Consider the following 19,650-nt stretch of genomic DNA (forward strand, 5'->3'; position numbering starts at 1 on the left):
CCTCCCACCGAAGATGGGTGGGACGGGGTTGTGCATCATGCACTGGCTTTTAGCACACTGTTGAGTTCTCAAGAAACGGACGCGTTCACCGTCGAGCCGGATCATCGATCCGCCCTCCGGGGCATTCGTTTCGCGTCTCAATCTTAGCAGCTCCGCCTGGTTTGTGTCAAACTGTCGCTTTCGCTTCAGCCGACCCGCACCCGCCGGATCCACCCGGATCTCGACCACCCCGTCTCCAGGGCAACCCCTCTAACTTACTCCAACATTCAGTCTTGGTCAAACCGAATCTCGCCAGGACACAAAGGTCCCACCGAGAGGTGGATCATCAGAGGAGGTCCCGAGCTCCCGGTGATCTCCACCGGCGTTCTCGGGCCTGTGAACTCTATGTAGGGTCGCCCCTTCCGTCAAATCAACCCCTCCCCCAGAGGAAACCTTCCTTCCCTGCGGGTAGTGGTGGCGGTATGACGGACGGAAGGCTCCTCCCCAGAGCACTCATCGTGCTGGTCTGCGCCGCGAGCGCCGTGATCACACTGGCCGGGGTACGAGAGGTCGGGTCGATCGTCGGACCGGTGCTCCTCGCCCTGGTCCTCGTCCTCGCGGTCGCCCCGGTCCGCGGCATGCTCCAGAGGCGCGGCGCACCCGGATGGACGCTGGTGGCGGTTCCACTGGCCATCGTGCTGCTCCTGCTGTTCGGCATGGTGGCGATCCTGACTCTCTCGGTCGCGCAGCTGGCCACTCTGGCCTCCACCTACAGCGGCCAGTTCGACCAGCTCGTGGTGGATGCCCAGCAGCTGGCGGCGCGGCTCGGCATCGGCACCGATCAGATGAACCAGGCGATACGGACGCTCGACCCCGGGAAGATCTTCCAGCTGCTCCAGGGGTTCGCCGCCGGCCTTCTCAGTGTCTTCTCCGGGCTGGTCCTCATCGTCGTTCTGCTGCTGGCCATGTGCCTCGACGCCCCGGCCTTCTCCCGGCTGCTCCGGAAGGGAGCCGCGCGGCGTCCCCTGCTCATCGGCGCACTCACCGACTTCGCCCACAAGACACGCCGCTACCTCGTCGTCTCGACGATGTTCGGGCTGGTCTGCTCGGCGCTGGACGCGACCGCACTGTGGCTGCTCGGCGTGCCGCTCCCGCTGCTGTGGGGCGTGCTGGCTCTGATCACGAACTACATCCCCAACATCGGGTTCGTCATCGGCCTGATACCGCCGGCGCTGCTCGGCCTTCTCGTGGGCGGGCCCAAGACCCTGCTTTTCGTGGTCCTCTCCTACATCCTGATCAACTTCGTCGTGCAGTCGCTGATCCAGCCCAAGTTCCTCGGCGACGCCGTCGGCCTGTCCACGACCATGACGCTCCTGTCACTGCTGCTGTGGGCGTTCGTACTCGGTCCGCTGGGTGCGCTGCTGGCCATCCCGCTCAGCCTGCTGGTCCGGGCGTTGCTGATCGACAGCGACCCCGACGGTGAGTGGGCGGCGGCGCTGGTCTCCGGGCACGATCCCGGCGAGGACCGGCCCGCCACGCCGTAGGACCTCGTGGGAAACGGCGCCGTGAGCACCGTGGACGCCGGTCCGCGGCGCCGTGGACCGGTGAGGGCGGTCCCGTCCAGGCCGCCGCGTCATCGGTCAGGGCGAGGCGGGTTCGGTCGTCGTACGGCTCCCGCCGTCCGTCCGCGGGCCCGCCGGGGGAAGCGTGCTCAGCTCGATGCCGAAGTGTTTCCGGTAGGCGGCGAGCACCTCGGTGTCGGTGAGCAGTTCCCGTTCCTCCCGGACGCCCCCCACCGTGTGGATGAGCGTCCGGCCGCCGCTCAGCGTGACACGGCCCGTCTCGGTGAGGATCGTGCAGACCGTCGAGCGGGTGAAGTGCGACTTCGGGGAGGTCTGGTGCCACCAGCAGGCCATCTCGAAGTCGGACAGGGCGTACGGCCTCGGTTCCACGCGGTACTGGAGCACGTCGTCCTGCAGGATGTCGAGATCGCCTTCGCCGGTCTCGGCCACGCGGAAGACCCCCTCCGGGTCGGGCTGCTCGGTACGCAGGTCGAGACGGAACGGATACCGGGAGAGCCGGCCGAAGCCGACGTCGACGAGCCACGACGCCGAGCCGCTCTCGACACGCAGGGCCATGTGGTCGAACGGCGCCCTTGGCACGCCGTCCGCGGCGACCCTGGCCGAGAGGAAGGACACCCGGTAGCCCAGCGAGCGGAGCAGCGCGGCGAAGGCTCCGTTGACCTCGTAGCAGAAACCTCCCCTGTGCCTGTCCACCACCTTCTCCACCAGTGCGCGATCGTCGAGCACGACGGGTTCGCCGAGGTGGACGCTCAGGTTCTCGAACGGAACGGTCAGCAGGTGGCGGGCCTGCAGTTCGCGTAGCGACTCGGGGTCCGGGCTCGCGGGCCGGGGCGCGCCGATTCGTGTCAGGTATTCCTCCATGGCCTGATTCGATCACGGGGCATGACGCCCGCGGCAGGGGCCGCGGGCGTAGGACCCGGGCTTAGGACCGGGGGCCGGGGTCCGGTGGCACGGAGATCCCGGGCCCGATGAGAACCGGGGCGGGCCTCGGCCCGGGGCCGCCCCGGACGTCGGACCGGACGTCGGACCGGACGTCGGACCGGACGTCGGACCGGACGTCGGACCGGACGTCGGACCGGACGTCGGACCGGGGCGGGCGCCGGGCCGAAGCCACGCCAGGCGTCAGGCGTCAGGCGTCAGGCCGGGGACGGCGTGGGCAGTTCCACGGCTCCCCCGCTCACCCGGCTGCGGCCGTCCGGGGAGGCGATCGACACCTTCAGGACGCTCGGCCGTCCCATGTCCACCCCCTGGAGGACGGTGAACTCGTCGGACCCGGTGCCCAGCACGCGGAGGTAGCCACCGAACGCGGCCGCCGCGGCCCCCGTCGCGGCGTCCTCAACGACCCCGCCCACCGGGAAGGGGTCGCGGGCGTGGAACCGCAGGTCGCTCTCGCGCCAGAAGAGGTGCACCGTCGTCCAGCCGTGGGCGGTCATGATCGACCGCAGCGCGTCGAAGTCGTAGTCGAGGTCCGCCAGACGCTCGCGGGTCGCGGCGGCGAGCACGAGGTGGTCGTTCCCCCCGAAGGCGACGTGCGGCGGGAAGGCCGGGTCGAGGTCGTCGTGGGACCAGCCGAGCGCGTCGAGGGTGGCGTCGAGCTCCTCCTCCCCGGCGGGCCGGGAGCGGGTGGGGACGCTGGTGAGCGTGGCGCGGAGCACGCCGTCGTCGATCCCGGTGTCCATGGCGATCTCACCGGCCGGGGTGTGGAAGACCAGCGGGCCGGCGCCGAGCCGTTCGGCCAGTGCCACCGCGGTGGCGATGGTGGCGTGCCCGCAGAAGGCCACCTCGGTGGAGGGGGCGAAGTAGCGGACCCGGAAGGTGCGGCTCTCGTCGTCGCGGCCGGTCACGAAGGCGGTCTCGGAGTATCCGACCTCGGCGGCGATGGCGAGCATCTCGGCGTCGGAGAGGCCACCGGCGTCCAGGACGATCCCGGCGGGGTTGCCCCCTTCGGGGTCGTGCGTGAAGGCGGTGTAGCGCAGGATCTCCAGATCTTCTCTCATGCCCACCGGAGCCTATCCTCCGCCCTTCCGGAGAATCCCGCCCGCCCGGGTGATCGGGGCGGGCGGGGCCGGATGGCTCAGACGGCCGCCGGGGCGGTCTTCTGCGGGGCCGTACTCGGCGCGGGGGCCCGCGCCGCGGAGACGCGGCGGTTCCAGGGCATGGCCGCGATGAGGACCGGCAGGAGCACGATGGAGCACTGCGCCCAGACCGAGTGCAGCTCACCCCACGCCAGACCGCGGTACTGCGTCATGTAGAGGTAGCCGTACGCCGCCCAGACGGAGACGCCGAGGATGGCGGGCCACGCGAAGCGGGTGGGGCGGGCGACCAGGAACGGCATGAACCACAGCAGGTACTGCGCGCCGAGGCGGGGGGTGGCGACCATGAAGGCGAGCAGCAGGGCCGTGGTGACGTCCACCGGGTCGGCGCGGCGCCACAGGATGGCGACCACCACGAGCGTGAAGTAGATCAGCCACGTGCCGAACGTGGCGATCCCCTGGTGGAGCGTCCAGTCGCCGCCGACCAGGAGGGCGCTGTAGCTCCACTCTCCGACGATGGGACGGATGGTCTTCATCACCTTGATGACCTCGGGGATCTGACTCAGGGAGGTCCCGGCGAAGATCGGCAGGGTGACGATGAAGAACACCGGTGCGATGCCGGTGGCCACGAAGGCGACGATGCGGGCGCGGACGGTCGGCAGGAACAGGAGCATGCCGGGGATCAGCCAGATGGGCCAGCTCTTGGCGCACAGGGCCAGGCCCATCAGCAGGCCGGCGAACAGGGCGCGGCGCAGGCCGGCCCGGTCGCCGGGGCCCGGACGCAGCGCCAGGCGCAGCGTCTCCGGCGCCGCCGCCAGTGCCTGCCGTACGGCGCCGCGGAACCCGAGGGCGGAGACGCTCCGCCGGGTCATGGCGATGGGGTCGTTGACGAGACCGGGGCGCTCGGCCGGTCCCGGGCCGCGGGCCACCACGAACGCGGCGACGCCGAAGGCCAGCGCGACCGGCTCGACCTGGCCGTGGATGCACGCGACGAGGAGGGCCAGCGGGTTGCAGGCGTACTGGAAGGCGCGCAGCGAGGCGTAGCGTCCCCCGGCGAGCCTGCCGACGAGCGGGATCAGCGCGATGTCGGCCACCACGGTGACGAGCCGCCCGGCGATCTCCCACGGGATGCCCAGCCAGAGCAGCAGGCCGTACACGTACGGGATGGTCGGCAGGAAGTGCCAGCCGCCGTTGCTGCCAAGGACGGGGTCCTGACGGTTCAGGACCGCCTCGCCCGCCGGTTTGAAGCTGTTCACGAAGTCGACCGGCTGCCACTCGCTCTTCGCCGCGGCGACCATGATCAGCAGACGGAACACGATTCCGGCCGCGAGCGCCACGGCCAGCGACGGACGCCAGTGCCGCCACTGGGCGACGAGTGCGAGCACGACACCTGCGGCGAGGAGGAGCCCCGTTTGGATTGCGTAGTCCATGACGTCTACCAGAGTGCCGGAAGCCGAGGGAAAGCGACCACTCGGGCCGCGAAACGAGTTCACTCTCCCAGGTTTCTTCACGGAAAGAAGCCGAATCGTCACTTTCAGCCACCGAAGAAGAGGTGGCGGGCCGGTTCCTGGCATGACCTCGCCGCCGGGAGTCCGTCTCTCCCGGCGGCGAGGGGCTTTCGGGGGTCGGGCCCCGTCCTGGACGGGGCCCCGGCCGTCAGCCGGTGAACCCCTTGAAGATGCCGGTGAACTCCCAGGGCGACTGGGCGACTCCGCTGCAGGTGGGCGATACCTGCCCGTTGGGGCAGCCGCCGTTGTCGCGGCCGGCGGACCAGAAGCCGACGAACCCGGCGTGGTTGGCGTTGGCCCAGGAGAGCAGCTTGCGGGCGTCCGCCTGCGTGGTGGTCATGCCGGTGTCGTTCTTGCCGATCATCGGGGTCAGGCCGAGCATCCTCTTGAGCTGGGCGTCGGTCTTCGCCGGCCAGACCGTCCTCATCTGCGCGAGCGTCGCCTCGGCCGCGGCGATCATCGCGTCACCCCAGTTGCCGGTGTAGCCGAAGTTCATCAGCATCGGGTTGACGATCACGTCGAGGCCCCTGGAGGCCGCGTCCCGCAGGATCGACAGCGAGAACGGGTCCACGCCGTAGTCCTGGCCCTGAACCCGGAGGGTGTAGCTCACCACGGTGCCGCGTTCGGCCTGGAGCTGCTTGAGCGCGGTGTTGACCTTGGCGGCGTCGATCGACGCCTCGACGTCGACGTCGAGGTGGTTCGTCCCGACCGCGTCGAGCACCTTCTTGTACGCGGTGAGCAGCGCGGCGGAGGAGGCGCAGTTGTGCTCCAGGTACGGTCCCTGGGCGCCGCCGGTGGCCACGATCACCTGCCCGCCCTGCGCCTGGAGCGCCCGGACGTCGCCGATGATCCGCGGGTCGTCGATCGGGATGGTGCCGCCCCAGGCCGGGTTGCAGCCGGTGCTGTCGCCGAGGGCGAAGGCGAGGGTGTAGTTCTTCACCCCGGTCGCGGCGGCGGCGCCCGCCAGCGAGGGCGTGGGCATGGTGATGTCGATGTAGGGGGCGTAGCGGATCTCCCCGACGGGCGGCGGGGTGGTGTCGCCGGTGGTCGTCCCACTCGTCTGGGGGCCGTAGGCCGAGCAGTTGCCCGAGGGGTCGCAGGCCCGGACCCGGAAGGAGTAGGCGGTGCGGGGCGTGAGGCCGGTGGCCGTGTAGGAGGTGGCGGAGCCCGCGGCGACCGGTGCGCCGCCGTCGCGGGAGACCTCGTAGCGGGCCACGGTGCCGGAGTCGTCGGTGGAGGCCGACCAGGAGAGGGCCAGCGAGGTGGCGGTGGCGCCGCCCACGGTGAGGTTCGCCGGGACGGTGGGCGGGACGGTGTCGCCCGGGACGCCGTCGCCGGGCGGCCCGTCGAGGACGAGGTCGTCGGCCTGGTAGGCGCCCTGGCCGTACCAGGAGTTGACGTACACGGTCACCGAGGTGGTGGACGGGCCGGTGGTGAACGACGTGGTCAGCCGCGCGTAGGACGACGGCGAGGACGTCCATGTGCTGGGGTCGGTGGTACCGGTGCCGGTCGCGCCCAGGAAGACGTAGCCGCCGCGCACCCAGGCCGACAGCGAGTACGACGAGGACGGCTTGACGGCGACCTTCTGGCCGCAGCGGGCGATGTCGGTTCCCTGGGCGGTGGCCTGTAGCGCCGCGGCGCCGCCGTGCACGGGGGACGACACCGTCGTCGCGGCCGAGGAGGCGGAGCAGGTCCAGCCGGTCAGTCCGTTCTCGAACCCGGGGTTGGTCATGAGGGCGGCGGCGTGCGCGGGCGGCGCGGCGAGCGTCGCCGCGCCCAGGGCCAGTACGGCGGCCGCCGCGAGTTTCCTGAGGTTCATCTCTTGCCCCGCAAGGGTGGTGGTGGGGTGGGCTGGGGTCTTCCGGGGCGCGGCCCCGCGCCTCGTGGGACGGGGCCGCGCCGTGAAGGGGGCCGGCTCGCCGTGGAGAGGACCCGGACGGCGGACCGGGACGGCGGGCCGGCCCCCCTGCGGGCGGCCGTACGGTTCACCGGTGGGCGGGCCGTACGGCCTCCCGGCAGCCGGGCGAGCCGGGCGGGCGAGGGTCAGAATCCCGCGGTGATCCGGGTGAACTCCCAGTCGGCCTGGGCGATCCCGCTGCAGCTCTCCTGGACGCCGCCGCCGGGGCAGGGGCGGTCGCGGTTGACCGACCAGAACGCGAGGCGGGTCAGGCCCTTGGAGTTCGCCCAGTCGCGGATCTGGGTCCACTGCGCCGGGGAGGTCTGCTCCTGCTGGTCGGACAGGCCGTTCATGCCGGAGATGCCCATGTGCGCGTATGCCTGGGCGTCGGTCCAGCCGTTGGCGGACTTCAGCGCGTTCTTCAGGCCCTCGGCGGCGTTGACCGTGCTCTGGTACATGTTCGCGCCGCCGCCGAAGTCGAACGGCATGATCGTGTAGTTGTCGATCGGCACGCCCAGCGCCTTGGCCTGGTTGATCAGACGGATGCCGGGGGCGGTCGGGCCGGTGGTGGAGGTGCCGAAGGTCACGACCACCTTGACGCCGGGGTTGGCCGACTTGACGATCTTCAGGCCGTTGAGGATGCGGTCCTGGACGGTGTAGTTCTCGAACTCGTCGGTGTTCTCGATGTCGAAGTCGACCACCGCGGGCCCGACGGCGTCGATGACCTTCTGCACGGCTCCGGCGAACGCCTGGGGGGTCGAGCAGTTGGGGCCGAGCTTGTTGCCCTGCCAGCCGCCGAAGGAGATCTGCACGCTGCCGCCGGCGGCCTTGATCTGGTTGATGGCGGACTGGTCGGCGCCGCCGGTCAGCGGACGCTGGCCGTCCCAGGCGGGGTTGCAGCCGTTCTGGGCCAGGATGAAGGCCATGGTGAAGGACTTGACGCCGGTGGCGCCCATGACCGTGGCCGGGCTGGGCGGGTTGCCCCAGCCCATGTAGAGGTAGGGGGCGCCGGGCATCTTGCCGCCGGGCGGCGGGGTGGTGCAGCCGGTGGTGGTGGCGGTGGCGCCGCTTCCGGCCGACTCGCCGGCGTTGTTGTACGCCTTGACCGTGTAGGTGTGCGACTCGCAGGTGCCGAGGCCGGAGACGGTGGCGGTGGTGCCCGTGACGGTGGTCTTGAGCGCCGAGCCCTCGTAGACGCGGTAGCCGGTGACCGTGCCGCTGGAGGCGCCCCAGGACAGGGTGATCGACGTGTTGGTCGAGGTCGTGGTCACGGCCCCGGGTGCGCCCGGGGCGCCGGGGTTGCCGGTGCCTCCGCCGCAGGGGTTGCCGTTGAGCGTGCAGTTGGACGGGGTGACGCCGCCGGGGCTGCCGTTGAAGCCGAAGCTCGCGGACGCGCCGGGGGCCAGGGTGCCGTTCCAGCCGACGTTGGTGAAGGTGAAGCGCTGTCCACTGCGGGTCATGGCGGCGTCCCAGGAGGAGCCGACGGACGCGCCGGAGGGCAGGTCGAAGGCCACCGACCAGCCGTTGATCGTGGTGGCGCCGCCGTTGGTGATCGTGTACTTGCCCTCGAAGCCGGTGCCCCAGTCGGAGACCTTGGTGAAGACGGCCGTGGGGGACGCCTCCGCCCCGGCGGGCGCCGCGGTCGCGGCCGCGCCGAGCGCGGTCAGGAGTGCGGCCAGAGCCGCGGCTGCTGTTCGGCGAAGTCTCATTCGCTGTTCCTTCTGTCGGGGGGTGTCGCGTCCCGCCGGCGGCGGGGCCGCGGGGCGGGGCGGGTGGCTTTTCCGGCCGGCCCGGGTTCTCCGGCGTGGTCAAGGGCGTGGTCAAGACGGACGGGCCGCCGGCGCGCCACGCGGGTGTCCACTCGGAGCGGCGATGGCGCGGTACCGCTCCGGGTGATGCGGGGCGTGGACGCCGCCGCCGGGGGTCGGCGGCGTCCACGCTGCTCAGAAGGGGTTCCGGGTCGGCGAACGGGTCATCGGCGTCCCGTCCGACTCATCTTTTAGGAAAGTTTCCTAAGAGTTGTGGCGATCGTAGCTTTGACAACCCTCCTTCACAAGACCCAAAACAAGACCGAAACGAGACGGGGAGCGAACCCTCAGGCCATGACCTCCGGCAGCGGCTTGCGGGTCAGATCGGGGACCTCCGCGTCCCGGGCGGCGTAGCCCACGGGGAAGAGGATGTAGGGCCGTTCGTTGGCCGGCCGCCCGCAGATGTCGCTCAGGAACGCCATCGGGTTGGGGGTGTGGGTGAGGGTGGACAGCCCCATCGAGTGCAGGGCCGCGATGAAGAGGCCGCACGCGATGCCGACGCTCTCGTTGACGTAGTAGTGCCTGACCCGCGTGCCGTCGGGACGCACGCCGTACTTCTCCGCGAAGCAGACCACCAGCCAGGGCACGGTCTCCAGGTAGTCCTTCCCGGGGCCGGTCTCCAGGGGGGCCAGGGCGGCGCGCCACTCCGGGGTCAGCCGCCCCTCCTCGTAGTTCCTGCGCTCCTCGACCTCGGCCGCCTCCCTGATCCGCCGCCTGGTCCCGGCGTCGCCGACCAGGATGAACTTCCACGGCTGCTGGTGGGCCCCGGAGGGGGCGGTGTTCGCGGTCCGGATCGCCAGTTCGACGCACTCGCGGGGCACCGGTTCGTCGCTGAAGAACCGCACGCTCCGCCGCCGGTCCATGTGCTCGTAGAACTCCCGGCCCCGGGCCAGCATCTCGTCCTCGGGGTAGCGGGCGGGCCGGTAGGGGATGAACGGGTAGCTGTGCTCGCGCGGCACGATGCCTCCTTATTCGTCATATGTGCGCGCGTAGTCTGAATGGCGGTGAAAAATAGGGCAATACCCCGCCCGGAACGCTGCCAGATCGTCAGTCTCCGTCGCCGCGGGGTCCGCGGAGGTGAGCAGATTGGCAGCCAGAAGGGCCGGCCGGAACGGCCTGGACGAACTCGACCGCAGGGTGCTCCGCCTGGTCAGGGAGCGCCCGCGCACCGGCCTGCTGGAGATCTCCCGCATCCTCGGGGTCGCCCGGGGAACGGTCCAGGCCCGGCTGGACCGGATGGTCGCCGACGGAGTGATCGTCGACTTCGGGCCCAACCTCTCCCCCCGCGCCCTCGGCTACCCGGTTCAGGCGTTCACCACGCTGGAGGTCGAGCAGGTCTCCCGGCCCGGCATCTCCTCCGCCCTGGAGGCGATCCCCGAGGTCATGGAGGCGCACATCGTCACCGGCCCCGGCGACGTCTGGTGCCGGATCGCCGGCCGCGACCACGAGCACATCCAGCGGGTCATCGACCGGATGCTCGCCATCCCCGGCGTACGGCGCAGCAGCACGGTGATCACCCTCTCCACCGTGGTGGCCCACCGCGTCCAGCCCCTGGCCGACGACTGAGCCCATTCACACCTCGGCCCCGTTCGCCCCCGTCAGTCCTTGAGGAGGAACTCGCTGTCCCTGCGATGCGCGTACACCAGAATGTTGGTGTCGACGGCGATCACAGGCGGTCCTCGTAGGCCAGTGCCCGGATGTCCTCCCAGGAGGCGCCTCGCCTAGAGGGTTGCACTCCCTGACCGCCCACGGACGCGTCGGGCAGCGCGTACCTCACCCCTCGTGCCTGAGGCGCCAGGACGGACCGGAGTCCCTCCTCGATAAGGGCCCGCAGAGTCGTTCCCTCGGACCTGGCGAGCTGCCGGGCCTCCTGGAGCAACCCGTCCGCGATGTCGACGGTCGTCTCCATCAAATGCCTCCAGTGTGGAGACCCCCGCCTTCAGGTGGGGGAGGAAACGTGGCATCGTGCCGCGTTTCCGGGTGGGTGGTGTAGCCGTAGCCGTCCGCCCGCTGGAGCAGTCGAACGTGGCGGTGGTCGATGCCCTGCATGGTGCCGTGCCGGGTGGTGATGTTGAAACTGCCGGTGGAGCGGACCGCGACGCGGCCGGTGTGGACCCCGGCCTTCTTGCCCGTCGGGACGTTCGCCCGGACCAGGTCGCCCGTCTGAAAGCCCCGCACCGTCTTGGTCCGGGGCAGCCGCAACCGGGGAAAGCCGTAGCGGTCGGTACGCGTCCGGCAGTACGTGCCACGCCCGGTCGCCTTCACCACCAGGACCGTCGACGGCCAGCCGGTCACGGTCTCCAGGCATCCGACGTGCAAGGCGTCCAGGGTGTGGGACTTCGGCGCGCCGGTTCGCGACCGGTTCCACTTCGTGCGCCCGCCGGAGGCCGTCGTGACCGGCAGGCCGGTCGCCTCCAGTGCCCGCCATAGCGCCCATCGGGTGGCGTTGACGGCGGCGGCATCACGCAGCGGAAGCTTCGCCTGCCTGAGGATCTTCGCCAGGAGAGCGGGCTTGGCCTTGAGGAACTCCTGTGCGGGGGTGGCGTTCTTGGCCTGGTTGCACGGCACGCATGCCAGGGTGAGGTTGGTGATCCGGTCCGAGCCGCCCCGGGCGCGCGGGTGGATGTGGTCGATGTTCAGCGGCACGCTCGTCGCGCCGCAGTAGGCGCACGCCCGGCCCCACGTGGCCAGGAGGTATTCGCGGACCTCGTACCCGGCGAGCGTGCCCTGACGGTACTCCGCGCCTTGGAGTGGCCGCCCGGCCGACATGGCGTGCGTGTCGAAGGAGACCCGCTCCACGTGGACGACGGTGACAGGCGCCCAACGCCTCAGGCGCGCCACCCACGACATGGTGGTGTCGACGCGGTGCCGTAAGGACGGGGCCAGCCATCCCTTCGGTTTGACGCGGTTGTCGAACCGGGGCGCGCGATAACGCAGGTTCGCGCTACGACGTCGCCGCCGTAGCGCGGCTCGAGTGGTGAGCTTGTCACGGATCGCCCCGCCACGATGGTCGAGCTGGAGCGCGTACACGCCGGTCCGGCTTCCGCCGTGACCGGTGAACACGGCGATGCCAGTGTGTCTGGAACCGGGGTCGATGCCGGCCTCGACGCCCTTGACCGTGGAATCAGCGGCGGCGCGATCGCGCAACCGGATGACGAACGGGGTGTGCCGGACCACGGCCGCCCGGCCCTTGCGGAGGAGTTCTTTCGCCCGGCGCGGCGAGCACGGCTGCAAAGGCCGCCCTTTCCGGTCGAGCACGAACACGCAGGCGTTACCGCCCAGCCCCTTCCCGGCGGAAGCCGGGTCAGGGTGACGCCGCCGGCCCCGGGTGCCGAGGCCGCCGATCTCCCCTCGCCCGTGTTCCACGCCGGTTACCGCGCTGAGGCGGTGTCCGCGTCCCGTTTCGTGCCCACCCTCGGGCGTGTCTGCTGACGCGGATTCCAGAGCAGCCCGCTGAGGAAGCACGGACTGGTGGGTCTGCTGGCCTACGTGAAACGTCGTCAATCGAATGCACCTCCTTCCAAGTGATCGACTCAGGCTGGTAAACGCGGGGCTTCAAGACGCATCACCGCACCTGGAAGCCCTCTCCTTCAGGAGGGAGTCGTTGACGTGGCTAGCCATACCTATGGAGCAATATTCCCATCCATTCTTACCCTCCGCACATGGAATGTCGCCCAGAGTTCCATCGATCCCGTCCGGGTGATCAAGTAAGGCGATTGGGGATTGTTCGGGGGGAGTACCGTAGGTTCGTCTTGTTTCGCCCCCTGGAGTGCCCCATGTTCTTCGGCATCACCGACATCTGGACCTACGTCATCGGTGCCTTCTTCATCGTCCTGCTGCCCGGCCCGAACTCCCTCTACGTGCTCAGCGTCGCGGCGCAGCAGGGGGTGCGCCGGGGCTATCGCGGGGCCGTGGGGGTGTTCCTCGGTGACACCGTCCTGATGGTCCTGGCTGCGGCCGGGGCCGCGTCGGCGCTGCGGGCCGAGCCGATGCTGTTCGACGTCGTCAAGTACGCCGGGGGCGCCTACCTGGCGTGGATCGGCGTGCAGATGCTGCGCGGGGCGTGGCGCTCGTGGCGGAGCCACGGGACCGCCGGGGCCGCGGACGCCGCCGGGGCCCCGGCGGCGGAGGCGGGCCGGCCCGCCAGGGACCCGTTCCGCAAGGCGCTGACGATCAGTCTGATGAACCCGAAGGCGATCCTGTTCTTCATCTCCTTCTTCATCCAGTTCGTGGATCCCTCCTACGGCAGGCCGGCGCTGTCGTTCCTGATCCTGGGGGCGATCTGCCAGCTGTTCAGCGTGCTGTACCTGTCGACGCTGATCTTCGCCAGGAGCTTCCTGGCCTCCCAGTTCCGGGCGCGCCACCGGCTGTCGGCCGGGCTCACCTCGGGGGTGGGCGCGCTGTTCATCGGCTTCGGGGCGCGGCTGGCCACGGCGACGCTGGGCTGACGCCGTACGGCCGTGCCGGGCTGAGCCGCACCGGCCGTTCGGGACGCCGTGCGGCCGGGCGCGGGGGCGTGCTCGCCGCGCCGGGGTATCCGACGGTGGTCGTCAGGCCTGGCCGGGGCCGTCCTGGTTGGCCTTGATCGCCACGCTGACCAGCGAGAGGAACAGTTCGGCGTCGGCCCTGCCGTCGATGGCCATCGACACCCAGCCGTCCCCGCTGCCCGGGACGACCCGCCGGCAGTCGGTGAGGACCCGGGCCCAGCGGTCGATGACGCCGGTGGTGAGCAGGAGTTCCGCGGTGTGGTCCCCGCGCATCCTGACGATCTCCCGGCCTTCGGACCTGAAGCCGATGCCCCTGCGGGTGCGTTTCAGCGCGAGGGCGGGCCAGTGGGAGAGCTGGGTCGCGACGTGCGCGACACCTTCGGTTGGCCGACTGGACGTGCGCGCGTGCACTGCCATACGCGAATCGTCGCGAACCCCAAGGGTTCGGGAAAGTCATGTTTCCGAACCGTTACCGCTTGGACACACTCCGAGTATCGGCCGATCCGCCGCGACCCATGCGGCATCGGTCGGTTAAAGCGAAAGCATTCTCCGGGTTCGGGTACGGTAAACCGCCCCCGGCGCCGGGTGATCCCCGGTATCCCGGAACGGCGAGTCGTCATGTCTGTTCACCGGCTGTTCGGGTAGGCGTGAAGCCTCACCGCCGGTCATTCCACCTTTCCGTGGAGCGCGTCATGAGCCATACGTCCATCACCCTCCCCCGTCTCACCGTCCTCGCCCGCCAGGCCGCGCCGAAGCTGCTGGAGGGCGTCGTCGCCCCACTGGCGGTCTTCTACGCCGCGCTGGCCGTCCTCGGTGAGCGCGGAGCGCTCATCGCCGCGCTGAGCTGGGTCTACATCGGGGTGGGGTGGCGGCTGCTGCGGCGCGTCCCGGTGCCGGCCACGATGATCCTCGCCACCGTGGCGATCACCGTGCGGACGCTGCTGGGCCTGTGGACGGGCAGCATGGTGTTCTACTTCCTCCAGCCCGAGCTGGGCACGATCTGCATCAGCGTGGTCTTCCTGGCCTCGGTCCGGCTGAACCGCCCGATGGCGCAGAAGCTGACCCTCGACTACATCCACCTTCCCTCGGCGGTGCTCGGGCACGAACGGGTCCGCCGGTTCTTCGCGCGGATCACCCTGCTGTGGGGGTTCGTGCTGCTGGCGAACTCGACGGTGAGCATCTGGCTCCTGCTGCACCAGTCGATCGGCGCCTACCTGCTGGTGCGCACCTCGGTCGTGGCGCTGATCAGCGGTGCGGCGATCGCCTTCTCCGTCTGGGCCTTCCGCCGCGTCCTGCACCGCCTCCACCCCACCTCCGCCCCCGCCCTCCCCGCGACGTCCTGACGGGCGGCCCCCGTACGGCGGAGCGGGTGCGAAGCCGTCAGGACCGGCGGGTGGCGGGGGTGAAGGCGCCGGTCAGGGTGAGGATGCCGGTCAGGCCGATGGCGAGGCCGGTCAGCGCGGTGAACAGGCTGATCAGGGCGGCCGGGCCGCCGGAGCCGCCGGGGTTGAGGGCGCTCGGCGTCAGGGCGGTGATCAGGGACCACATCGACCAGCCGAACATGCCGCCCGAGCCGAGCCAGGCCAGGGCCACCGGCCTCCACAGCGGCCGCGCGGACCGTCCGCGGACGATCGCCAGCAGGCCGGTCGCCGCGAGGACCGGCAGCAGCGCGTCCACCAGGCCGCGCAGGCCGGCGGTGAAGGAGAGGCCGGCCGGGAGGCCGCTGACCGCGCCGGGCAGCAGGGCCAGGTCGAGGACCGCGATGACGACGGCTACGGCCGGGGCGGCCCAGGCGACGAACACCTGTGCCTGGCGCGCCGGGCCGGGCCTGCCGTCCGAGGTCCGCGCGGCGAACACCCACGGCCAGCGCCGGCGCGCATGGTGGACGAACCCGGCCGTCAGCCCGAACGCCTGGGCGGTGAAGCCGGTGTAGACGACGAGGTAGACCCACCCGGCGACCGGGCTGTCCGCGCCGATCGGCTTCTCCCCGCTGACCAGGGCGAACAGCCCGCCGAGCGGGGCCTGGACGGCGATGGGGACCAGCAGGCCGGTGCCGGCCCACATGGGCGCCAGGATCGCCCCCGCGGTGATCCTGAGGCCCCAGGGCCGGACGAACGCCAGCGCGACCAGCAGGGCGACCACGTCCATGCCCAGGGTGAGCAGGTTGAGGCCGAAGAAGCCGCCGTCGCGCAGCAGGGCCGGGTCCCCGATGCCGACCGAGCCGCCGGTCAGCCAGATGACCTTGAGGGTGATGTAGGGGACCATGCCCGCCATGGCCACCGCGGCGGCCGTCAGCCGGAGCGCGCTCGCCGTCGTCCCGCCGTTCCCGGCGCCGGCCGGGCCACGGATCGTGTCGGCATCGTCGGCGGGACCGCTGACCGGGCCGCCGGTCGTGTCCGCGTCGCCGGCCGGGCCGCCGGTCGCGTCGATCGTGTGTGTCATACCCCGACCCTCCCGGTTCCGGCCGCGCCGTCCCTCCCGCCGGCCGGGGATCCGCCTCCCCCGGAGGGGGGAACCCGCGACTGCCCGATCCCCTCCCCCGCGGGGGGATCGGCGGCCCCGGCGACCGGGAGAGGCCCCGTCTCCCCGCCCTGGGGGACCGGCGACCGGCGGACCGCTTCTCCGGTGGGGAAACCGGCGGCCGGTAGGAGCGCGAAGGAGAGGGCAGGAGGTGGACATGGTCATCACACACGGACCGAAACGGTGGGCGGGGCTCCCGGTCTTCGTCGTCGCCCTCGCGCTGGTGGCGGTCGCCGGCTCGCTGGCGTCGGCCGGTTCCGGGGAGGAGTACCTCGCTCTGGAACGCCCGTCGTGGGCGCCGCCCTCGTGGCTGTTCGGCCCGGTCTGGACCGTGCTCTACGTCATGATCGCGGTTTCCGGCTGGCTCGCCTGGTCGGCGCGCGGCTGGACGCCGGCGCTCGGCGTCTACGCGGTCCAGCTCGCCCTCAACGCGGCCTGGTCGCCGCTGTTCTTCGGCGCCGGACGGTACGGCCTGGCGTTCGCGGAGATCGTCCTGCTCTGGGCGTCGATCGTCGCCACCGTCGTCGCCTTCCGCCGGATCAGCCGCCCGGCGGCCTGGCTCCTGGTCCCCTACCTGCTGTGGGTCACCTTCGCCGCCGCGCTGAACTTCGCCGTCTGGCGGCTCAACTGACCTCTGTCCCCGGTGTCCCGGCCGTCAGTCCGGCCTCGTGGGCGACGATCGCCGCCTGGACCCGGTTCTCGGCCCCCAGCCGGATGAGGATCGAGCTCACGTGGGCTTTGACGGTCCCCTCCACCAGGTGGAGGCGGCGGGCGATCCGCGCGTTGGGCAGCCCCGCCGCCAGCAGGGTGAGGACGTCGCGCTCGCGGGGGGTGAGCGCCGCGACCCGCTCGCGGGCGGCCGCCTCGCGGGTCATCCTGCCGTCCGCGAGCGCGGAGACGACCCGCCGCGCCACGCGCGGCGACAGGCAGGCGCCGCCCTCGGCGACGGCGTGGAGGCCGGCCAGCAGTTCGCGGGGGTCCCCCGACTTCAGGAGGAACCCGTCCGCGCCCTCCCCGAGAGCCCGGGCGATGTAGTCGTCCTCACCGAAGGTGGTGAGCATCACCACGGCCGTGCCGGGGACGACCCGGCGCAGCTCGGCGATGGCCGCCAGCCCGTCCATCCGGGGCATCCGGATGTCGAGGAGGGCGACGTCGGGGCGGTGGGCGAGGGCGAGCCGGATCGCCTCCCGGCCGTCGGCGGCCTCGGCGACCACCTCGATCTCCGGGTCGACGGCCAGTACGGCGCGCACCCCGGCCCGGATCATGGCCTCGTCGTCGGCCAGCAGCACCTTGATCATCGCGTTCCGTCCCCCACGTTCACGTCCACGTCCTCTTCGATCCCTCCCGGGGAGGGGAGCCGTTCCTCCCGGAGGGCCTCCGCACCGGACCGCTCCGCACCGGACCGCTCCGCACCGGACCGCTCCGCACGGGACCGTCCCGCGTGGGACCGCTCACCGTCGGGCCACTCCCCATCGAGCCGCTCACCGCCGGGCCGTTCCGCGTGGGGAAGGCGGGCCGTGACCCGGAAACCGCCGTTCCCCGGGCCCGCCTCGAACACGCCGCCCGCCAGCCGTACCCGCTCGCGCAGCCCTTCCAGGCCCATCCCGCCGGACGCGCCGGGCGGGCGGCCCGGCGCCGCCCGGGACGCCGGATTGGTCACCTCGACGGTGACCCCGGCGGGCCCGCCGAGCACCCGCACGGTCACGGGCGCGCCGGGGGCGTGCTTGGCCGCGTTGGTCAGGGACTCCTGGACGACCCTGCGGGCGGCGGGGTCGCGCAGCGATCCGTCGCCGCGCAGCTCCACCCGCATCCCCGAGGCGGCGGCCCGTTCGACGACGTCGGAGACGCTCTCCTCCGGCGGGGTCAGCGACGCCGGATCGTCCTCGCGGAGCACGCCGATGACCCGGCGGAGCCGTTCGGTGGTGTCGGCCGCGGCCTCGCGGAGCTCCCCGGCGGCCCGGCGGTGCCGTGCGGGCAGGTCGGGCGCCATCTCCAGGGCCGCGGCGCGCAGCGCGATGAGCGCGAGGTCGTGGCCGATGGAGTCGTGCATGTCCTGGGTGATGCGGTTGCGCTCGCGCAGCCGTGCCTGGCCGGCGGCCAGCCGCCGTTCGCGCAGGCGCTGCTCGGCCCGCTGCCGGAGCAGCAGGCCGATGCTCCAGGGCAGCAGGCCGGACAGCAGGACGCCCGACAGGGCGGGCAGCCAGAAGGCGGTGACGGCCGGGGCGGGCCGCGGGCCGCCGAGGAGGGAGAGGGCGAGGACCGCGACGGCTCCGACGCCCAGGAGCGCGGCGAACGCCCCGAGCGCGGGACGGGCGTCCGGCGCGCGACGGCCGGCCCGGAGGCTCAGCACGATGACGGCGAGGGTGAGGCCGTTCAGCGGCAGCACCTTGAACGACGGCAGGTCCAGGCCCCCGAGCTGGAAGGTGGCCGCTCCCTCGGCGACGTTCCACGTCCCCGCCACCAGCACGGCCAGCATGGCCGGCACCGGCGCGCGGCGGCCCGCGAGCACGGCGGCGCAGATCACGGCCACCTCGGCGGCCGCGGTCCACAGCGGCGTCCAGGCGGTGGGCGGTCCCAGCCAGGGCGGAGGGGCGGGGAACAGCAGCGCCGGCAGGCAGAGCAGCAGGGCCGTCACGGCCTCCCGCCGGTCCGGCCGCCCCATCCTTCTCATCACCTTCGTGACGTTACAAGTCCCGGGAACCGGGCGGCTCCTCCCCGGGACCGGGTCCGACCCCCGTCGAAAGTAGGGGGCGGCACGGGCGGAACGTCCGATGTGCCGGCCGCGGCCGGCGTCCTAGCGTCGGTGGCGCACGAGTTCCGGCGGTGTCCCCGGGAGATCTCAGGGACGCCGTCCCGAGGTCCGGGGGCCCTTCCCCGATGCCCGGAGTCCGGCGGTCCTCCAGCGTGCTGGGGGGATCCCCCGGCTCCGGCCGGATCCGCCCGCACCCGACCCCCACCGATGAGGAGCGCGTCCGTGACGCAGGCCATTCTCGACGCCGTACAGCAGGCGATGTCCTCCCCCTGGATCTACCTGGCGCTGTTCGCGCTGGCGCTGCTCGACGGGTTCTTCCCCGTGGTGCCCGCCGAGACGTCCGTCATCACGGCGGGCGTGTTCGCCGCCTCCACCGGCGCGCCCGACGTCGCGGCGGTGATCGCGGTGGCGGCGCTGGGCGCCTTCGCGGGCGACCACGTCTCCTACGCCATCGGACGCTCGGCGAACGGCCGGCTGCGGAGGGGCGGTCGCGGCGGCGGCCGGGCGTTCGCCTGGGCGCGGCGCGCGCTGGCCGAACGCGGCGGGCTCGTCCTGGTGGCGGCCCGCTACATCCCCGGGGGCCGTACGGCCTGCACCCTCACCATGGGCGCGGTCGCCTACCCCCGGCGGTCGTTCGCCCTCTTCGACGCGGTCGCGGCCGTCACCTGGTCGGTCTACTCGGTGCTGATCGGCTACGTGGGCGGCGCGGCGTTCGAGCACGACCCGTTCAAGGGGCTGCTGCTCGGTCTCGGCATCGCCCTGTCGGTCACCGCGGTGGCCGAGACGGTCCGGCACGTGCGGCGGCGGGCCGCCGGGGCTCCGAAGCGGGAGCCGGTCCTCGCCGTCTCGGACGACTGACCGACCCCGACCCGTCCCCGGGGGAATCCGCGCCGAAGTCAGGGACGACCCCGATGGATCAGGGTGCCGCGACCGCGGGAGGCTGCGAGAGGTTCGCCGGAGGACGTCCTCCGGACGCCTCGCCGAGACGTTCCGGCCACCTCGCCGTGTCGTGATCGGAAGGAGAGGACCCGGGGCCGGAGGAGAGCCGGGATCGGGAGGGAGCCGTGTCCCGCCGGACGGCGG

At 72.0% G+C, this 19,650-nt stretch carries 18 protein-coding genes; 6 read left to right on the forward strand and 12 right to left on the reverse strand.

Annotated features, from left to right (window positions below):
* The first annotated feature begins 461 nt into the window (after positions 1–461).
* Complete coding sequence (locus tag ACZ6W9_RS17235) at positions 462–1,523, forward strand: AI-2E family transporter (RefSeq protein ID WP_362945298.1); 1,062 nt, start codon at positions 462–464, stop codon at positions 1,521–1,523.
* A 96-nt stretch (positions 1,524–1,619) separates the two neighbouring features.
* On the opposite strand, the gene ACZ6W9_RS17240 is transcribed toward ACZ6W9_RS17235, so the two are convergent.
* From ACZ6W9_RS17240 to ACZ6W9_RS17265, 6 genes are all read right to left on the reverse strand, one after another.
* Positions 1,620–2,423, reverse strand: coding sequence for an arylamine N-acetyltransferase family protein (locus ACZ6W9_RS17240; protein WP_470118577.1), 804 nt, complete (start codon positions 2,421–2,423; stop codon positions 1,620–1,622).
* A gap of 275 nt (positions 2,424–2,698) precedes the next feature.
* Positions 2,699–3,559 carry a PhzF family phenazine biosynthesis protein gene (locus tag ACZ6W9_RS17245; RefSeq protein ID WP_389965173.1) on the reverse strand — a complete coding sequence of 287 codons (861 nt, stop codon included), beginning with the start codon at positions 3,557–3,559 and terminating at the stop codon, positions 2,699–2,701.
* Positions 3,560–3,636: 77 nt separating this feature from the next.
* Positions 3,637–5,025: a hypothetical protein gene (locus ACZ6W9_RS17250; protein ID WP_470118579.1), complete on the reverse strand. Its 1,389-nt coding sequence runs from the start codon at positions 5,023–5,025 to the stop codon at positions 3,637–3,639.
* A 226-nt stretch (positions 5,026–5,251) separates the two neighbouring features.
* On the reverse strand, positions 5,252–6,922 hold the full coding sequence (locus tag ACZ6W9_RS17255; RefSeq protein ID WP_389965167.1) for a carbohydrate binding domain-containing protein: 1,671 nt from the start codon (positions 6,920–6,922) through the stop codon (positions 5,252–5,254).
* Positions 6,923–7,146: 224 nt separating this feature from the next.
* A complete protein-coding gene (locus ACZ6W9_RS17260; RefSeq protein WP_389965164.1) occupies positions 7,147–8,709 on the reverse strand; it encodes a cellulose binding domain-containing protein in 1,563 nt (520 codons plus the stop codon).
* A 386-nt stretch (positions 8,710–9,095) separates the two neighbouring features.
* On the reverse strand, positions 9,096–9,767 hold the full coding sequence (locus tag ACZ6W9_RS17265; RefSeq protein ID WP_389965161.1) for a nitroreductase family protein: 672 nt from the start codon (positions 9,765–9,767) through the stop codon (positions 9,096–9,098).
* Positions 9,768–9,894: 127 nt separating this feature from the next.
* Here ACZ6W9_RS17265 and ACZ6W9_RS17270 point away from each other — a divergent pair, with 127 nt between their 5' ends.
* Positions 9,895–10,374, forward strand: coding sequence for an Lrp/AsnC family transcriptional regulator (locus ACZ6W9_RS17270; RefSeq protein WP_389965158.1), 480 nt, complete (start codon positions 9,895–9,897; stop codon positions 10,372–10,374).
* Between the two features lie 100 nt (positions 10,375–10,474).
* Here the strand turns inward: ACZ6W9_RS17270 and ACZ6W9_RS17275 are convergent, their stop codons facing one another.
* A complete protein-coding gene (locus ACZ6W9_RS17275) occupies positions 10,475–10,717 on the reverse strand; it encodes a type II toxin-antitoxin system VapB family antitoxin (protein ID WP_389965218.1) in 243 nt (80 codons plus the stop codon).
* Positions 10,717–12,072 carry an RNA-guided endonuclease IscB gene (gene iscB, locus ACZ6W9_RS17280; RefSeq protein WP_470118837.1) on the reverse strand — a complete coding sequence of 452 codons (1,356 nt, stop codon included), beginning with the start codon at positions 12,070–12,072 and terminating at the stop codon, positions 10,717–10,719. Before iscB ends, ACZ6W9_RS17275 begins: the two co-directional genes overlap by 1 nt.
* Positions 12,073–12,584: 512 nt before the next feature.
* On the opposite strand from iscB, the gene leuE reads away from it, so the two are divergent.
* The gene (gene leuE / locus ACZ6W9_RS17285) at positions 12,585–13,256 is read left to right on the forward strand and encodes a leucine efflux protein LeuE (RefSeq protein WP_470118583.1); all 672 of its coding nucleotides are present in this window, start codon (positions 12,585–12,587) and stop codon (positions 13,254–13,256) included.
* A gap of 102 nt (positions 13,257–13,358) precedes the next feature.
* Here leuE and ACZ6W9_RS17290 read toward each other — a convergent pair whose 3' ends face one another.
* On the reverse strand, positions 13,359–13,712 hold the full coding sequence (locus ACZ6W9_RS17290; protein ID WP_470118585.1) for a luciferase domain-containing protein: 354 nt from the start codon (positions 13,710–13,712) through the stop codon (positions 13,359–13,361).
* Positions 13,713–13,987: 275 nt separating this feature from the next.
* On the opposite strand from ACZ6W9_RS17290, the gene ACZ6W9_RS17295 reads away from it, so the two are divergent.
* Entirely contained in the window at positions 13,988–14,638 is a 651-nt protein-coding gene (locus ACZ6W9_RS17295; RefSeq protein ID WP_389965149.1) for a VC0807 family protein, read from the forward strand.
* 37 nt (positions 14,639–14,675) lie between these two features.
* Here the strand turns inward: ACZ6W9_RS17295 and ACZ6W9_RS17300 are convergent, their stop codons facing one another.
* Positions 14,676–15,737: a hypothetical protein gene (locus tag ACZ6W9_RS17300; RefSeq protein WP_470118587.1), complete on the reverse strand. Its 1,062-nt coding sequence runs from the start codon at positions 15,735–15,737 to the stop codon at positions 14,676–14,678.
* 235 nt (positions 15,738–15,972) lie between these two features.
* On the opposite strand from ACZ6W9_RS17300, the gene ACZ6W9_RS17305 reads away from it, so the two are divergent.
* Positions 15,973–16,446, forward strand: a complete 474-nt coding sequence (locus ACZ6W9_RS17305; RefSeq protein WP_470118589.1) for a TspO/MBR family protein — start codon at positions 15,973–15,975, stop codon at positions 16,444–16,446.
* Here the strand turns inward: ACZ6W9_RS17305 and ACZ6W9_RS17310 are convergent.
* Positions 16,439–17,113, reverse strand: a complete 675-nt coding sequence (locus ACZ6W9_RS17310) for a response regulator (RefSeq protein WP_389965139.1) — start codon at positions 17,111–17,113, stop codon at positions 16,439–16,441. The genes ACZ6W9_RS17305 and ACZ6W9_RS17310 overlap by 8 nt on opposite strands.
* Positions 17,110–18,486, reverse strand: coding sequence for a sensor histidine kinase (locus ACZ6W9_RS17315; RefSeq protein WP_470118839.1), 1,377 nt, complete (start codon positions 18,484–18,486; stop codon positions 17,110–17,112). Before ACZ6W9_RS17315 ends, ACZ6W9_RS17310 begins: the two co-directional genes overlap by 4 nt.
* A gap of 303 nt (positions 18,487–18,789) precedes the next feature.
* Here ACZ6W9_RS17315 and ACZ6W9_RS17320 point away from each other — a divergent pair, with 303 nt between their 5' ends.
* Positions 18,790–19,425: a DedA family protein gene (locus ACZ6W9_RS17320; RefSeq protein WP_389965136.1), complete on the forward strand. Its 636-nt coding sequence runs from the start codon at positions 18,790–18,792 to the stop codon at positions 19,423–19,425.
* Positions 19,426–19,650 lie beyond the last annotated feature (225 nt).

The sequence above is a fragment of the Streptosporangium sp. NPDC053982 genome, assembly GCF_055585205.1.

Coding starts and splice junctions, on each gene's coding strand:
- ACZ6W9_RS17235 (WP_362945298.1), top strand. CDS start 462: ATGACGGACGGAAGGCTCCTCCCCAGAGCACTCATCGTGCTGGTCTGC.
- ACZ6W9_RS17240 (WP_470118577.1), bottom strand. CDS start 2,423: ATGGAGGAATACCTGACACGAATCGGCGCGCCCCGGCCCGCGAGCCCG.
- ACZ6W9_RS17245 (WP_389965173.1), bottom strand. CDS start 3,559: ATGAGAGAAGATCTGGAGATCCTGCGCTACACCGCCTTCACGCACGAC.
- ACZ6W9_RS17250 (WP_470118579.1), bottom strand. CDS start 5,025: ATGGACTACGCAATCCAAACGGGGCTCCTCCTCGCCGCAGGTGTCGTG.
- ACZ6W9_RS17255 (WP_389965167.1), bottom strand. CDS start 6,922: ATGAACCTCAGGAAACTCGCGGCGGCCGCCGTACTGGCCCTGGGCGCG.
- ACZ6W9_RS17260 (WP_389965164.1), bottom strand. CDS start 8,709: ATGAGACTTCGCCGAACAGCAGCCGCGGCTCTGGCCGCACTCCTGACC.
- ACZ6W9_RS17275 (WP_389965218.1), bottom strand. CDS start 10,717: ATGGAGACGACCGTCGACATCGCGGACGGGTTGCTCCAGGAGGCCCGG.
- leuE (WP_470118583.1), top strand. CDS start 12,585: ATGTTCTTCGGCATCACCGACATCTGGACCTACGTCATCGGTGCCTTC.
- ACZ6W9_RS17290 (WP_470118585.1), bottom strand. CDS start 13,712: ATGGCAGTGCACGCGCGCACGTCCAGTCGGCCAACCGAAGGTGTCGCG.
- ACZ6W9_RS17295 (WP_389965149.1), top strand. CDS start 13,988: ATGAGCCATACGTCCATCACCCTCCCCCGTCTCACCGTCCTCGCCCGC.
- ACZ6W9_RS17300 (WP_470118587.1), bottom strand. CDS start 15,737: ATGACACACACGATCGACGCGACCGGCGGCCCGGCCGGCGACGCGGAC.
- ACZ6W9_RS17305 (WP_470118589.1), top strand. CDS start 15,973: ATGGTCATCACACACGGACCGAAACGGTGGGCGGGGCTCCCGGTCTTC.
- ACZ6W9_RS17310 (WP_389965139.1), bottom strand. CDS start 17,113: ATGATCAAGGTGCTGCTGGCCGACGACGAGGCCATGATCCGGGCCGGG.
- ACZ6W9_RS17315 (WP_470118839.1), bottom strand. CDS start 18,486: ATGAGAAGGATGGGGCGGCCGGACCGGCGGGAGGCCGTGACGGCCCTG.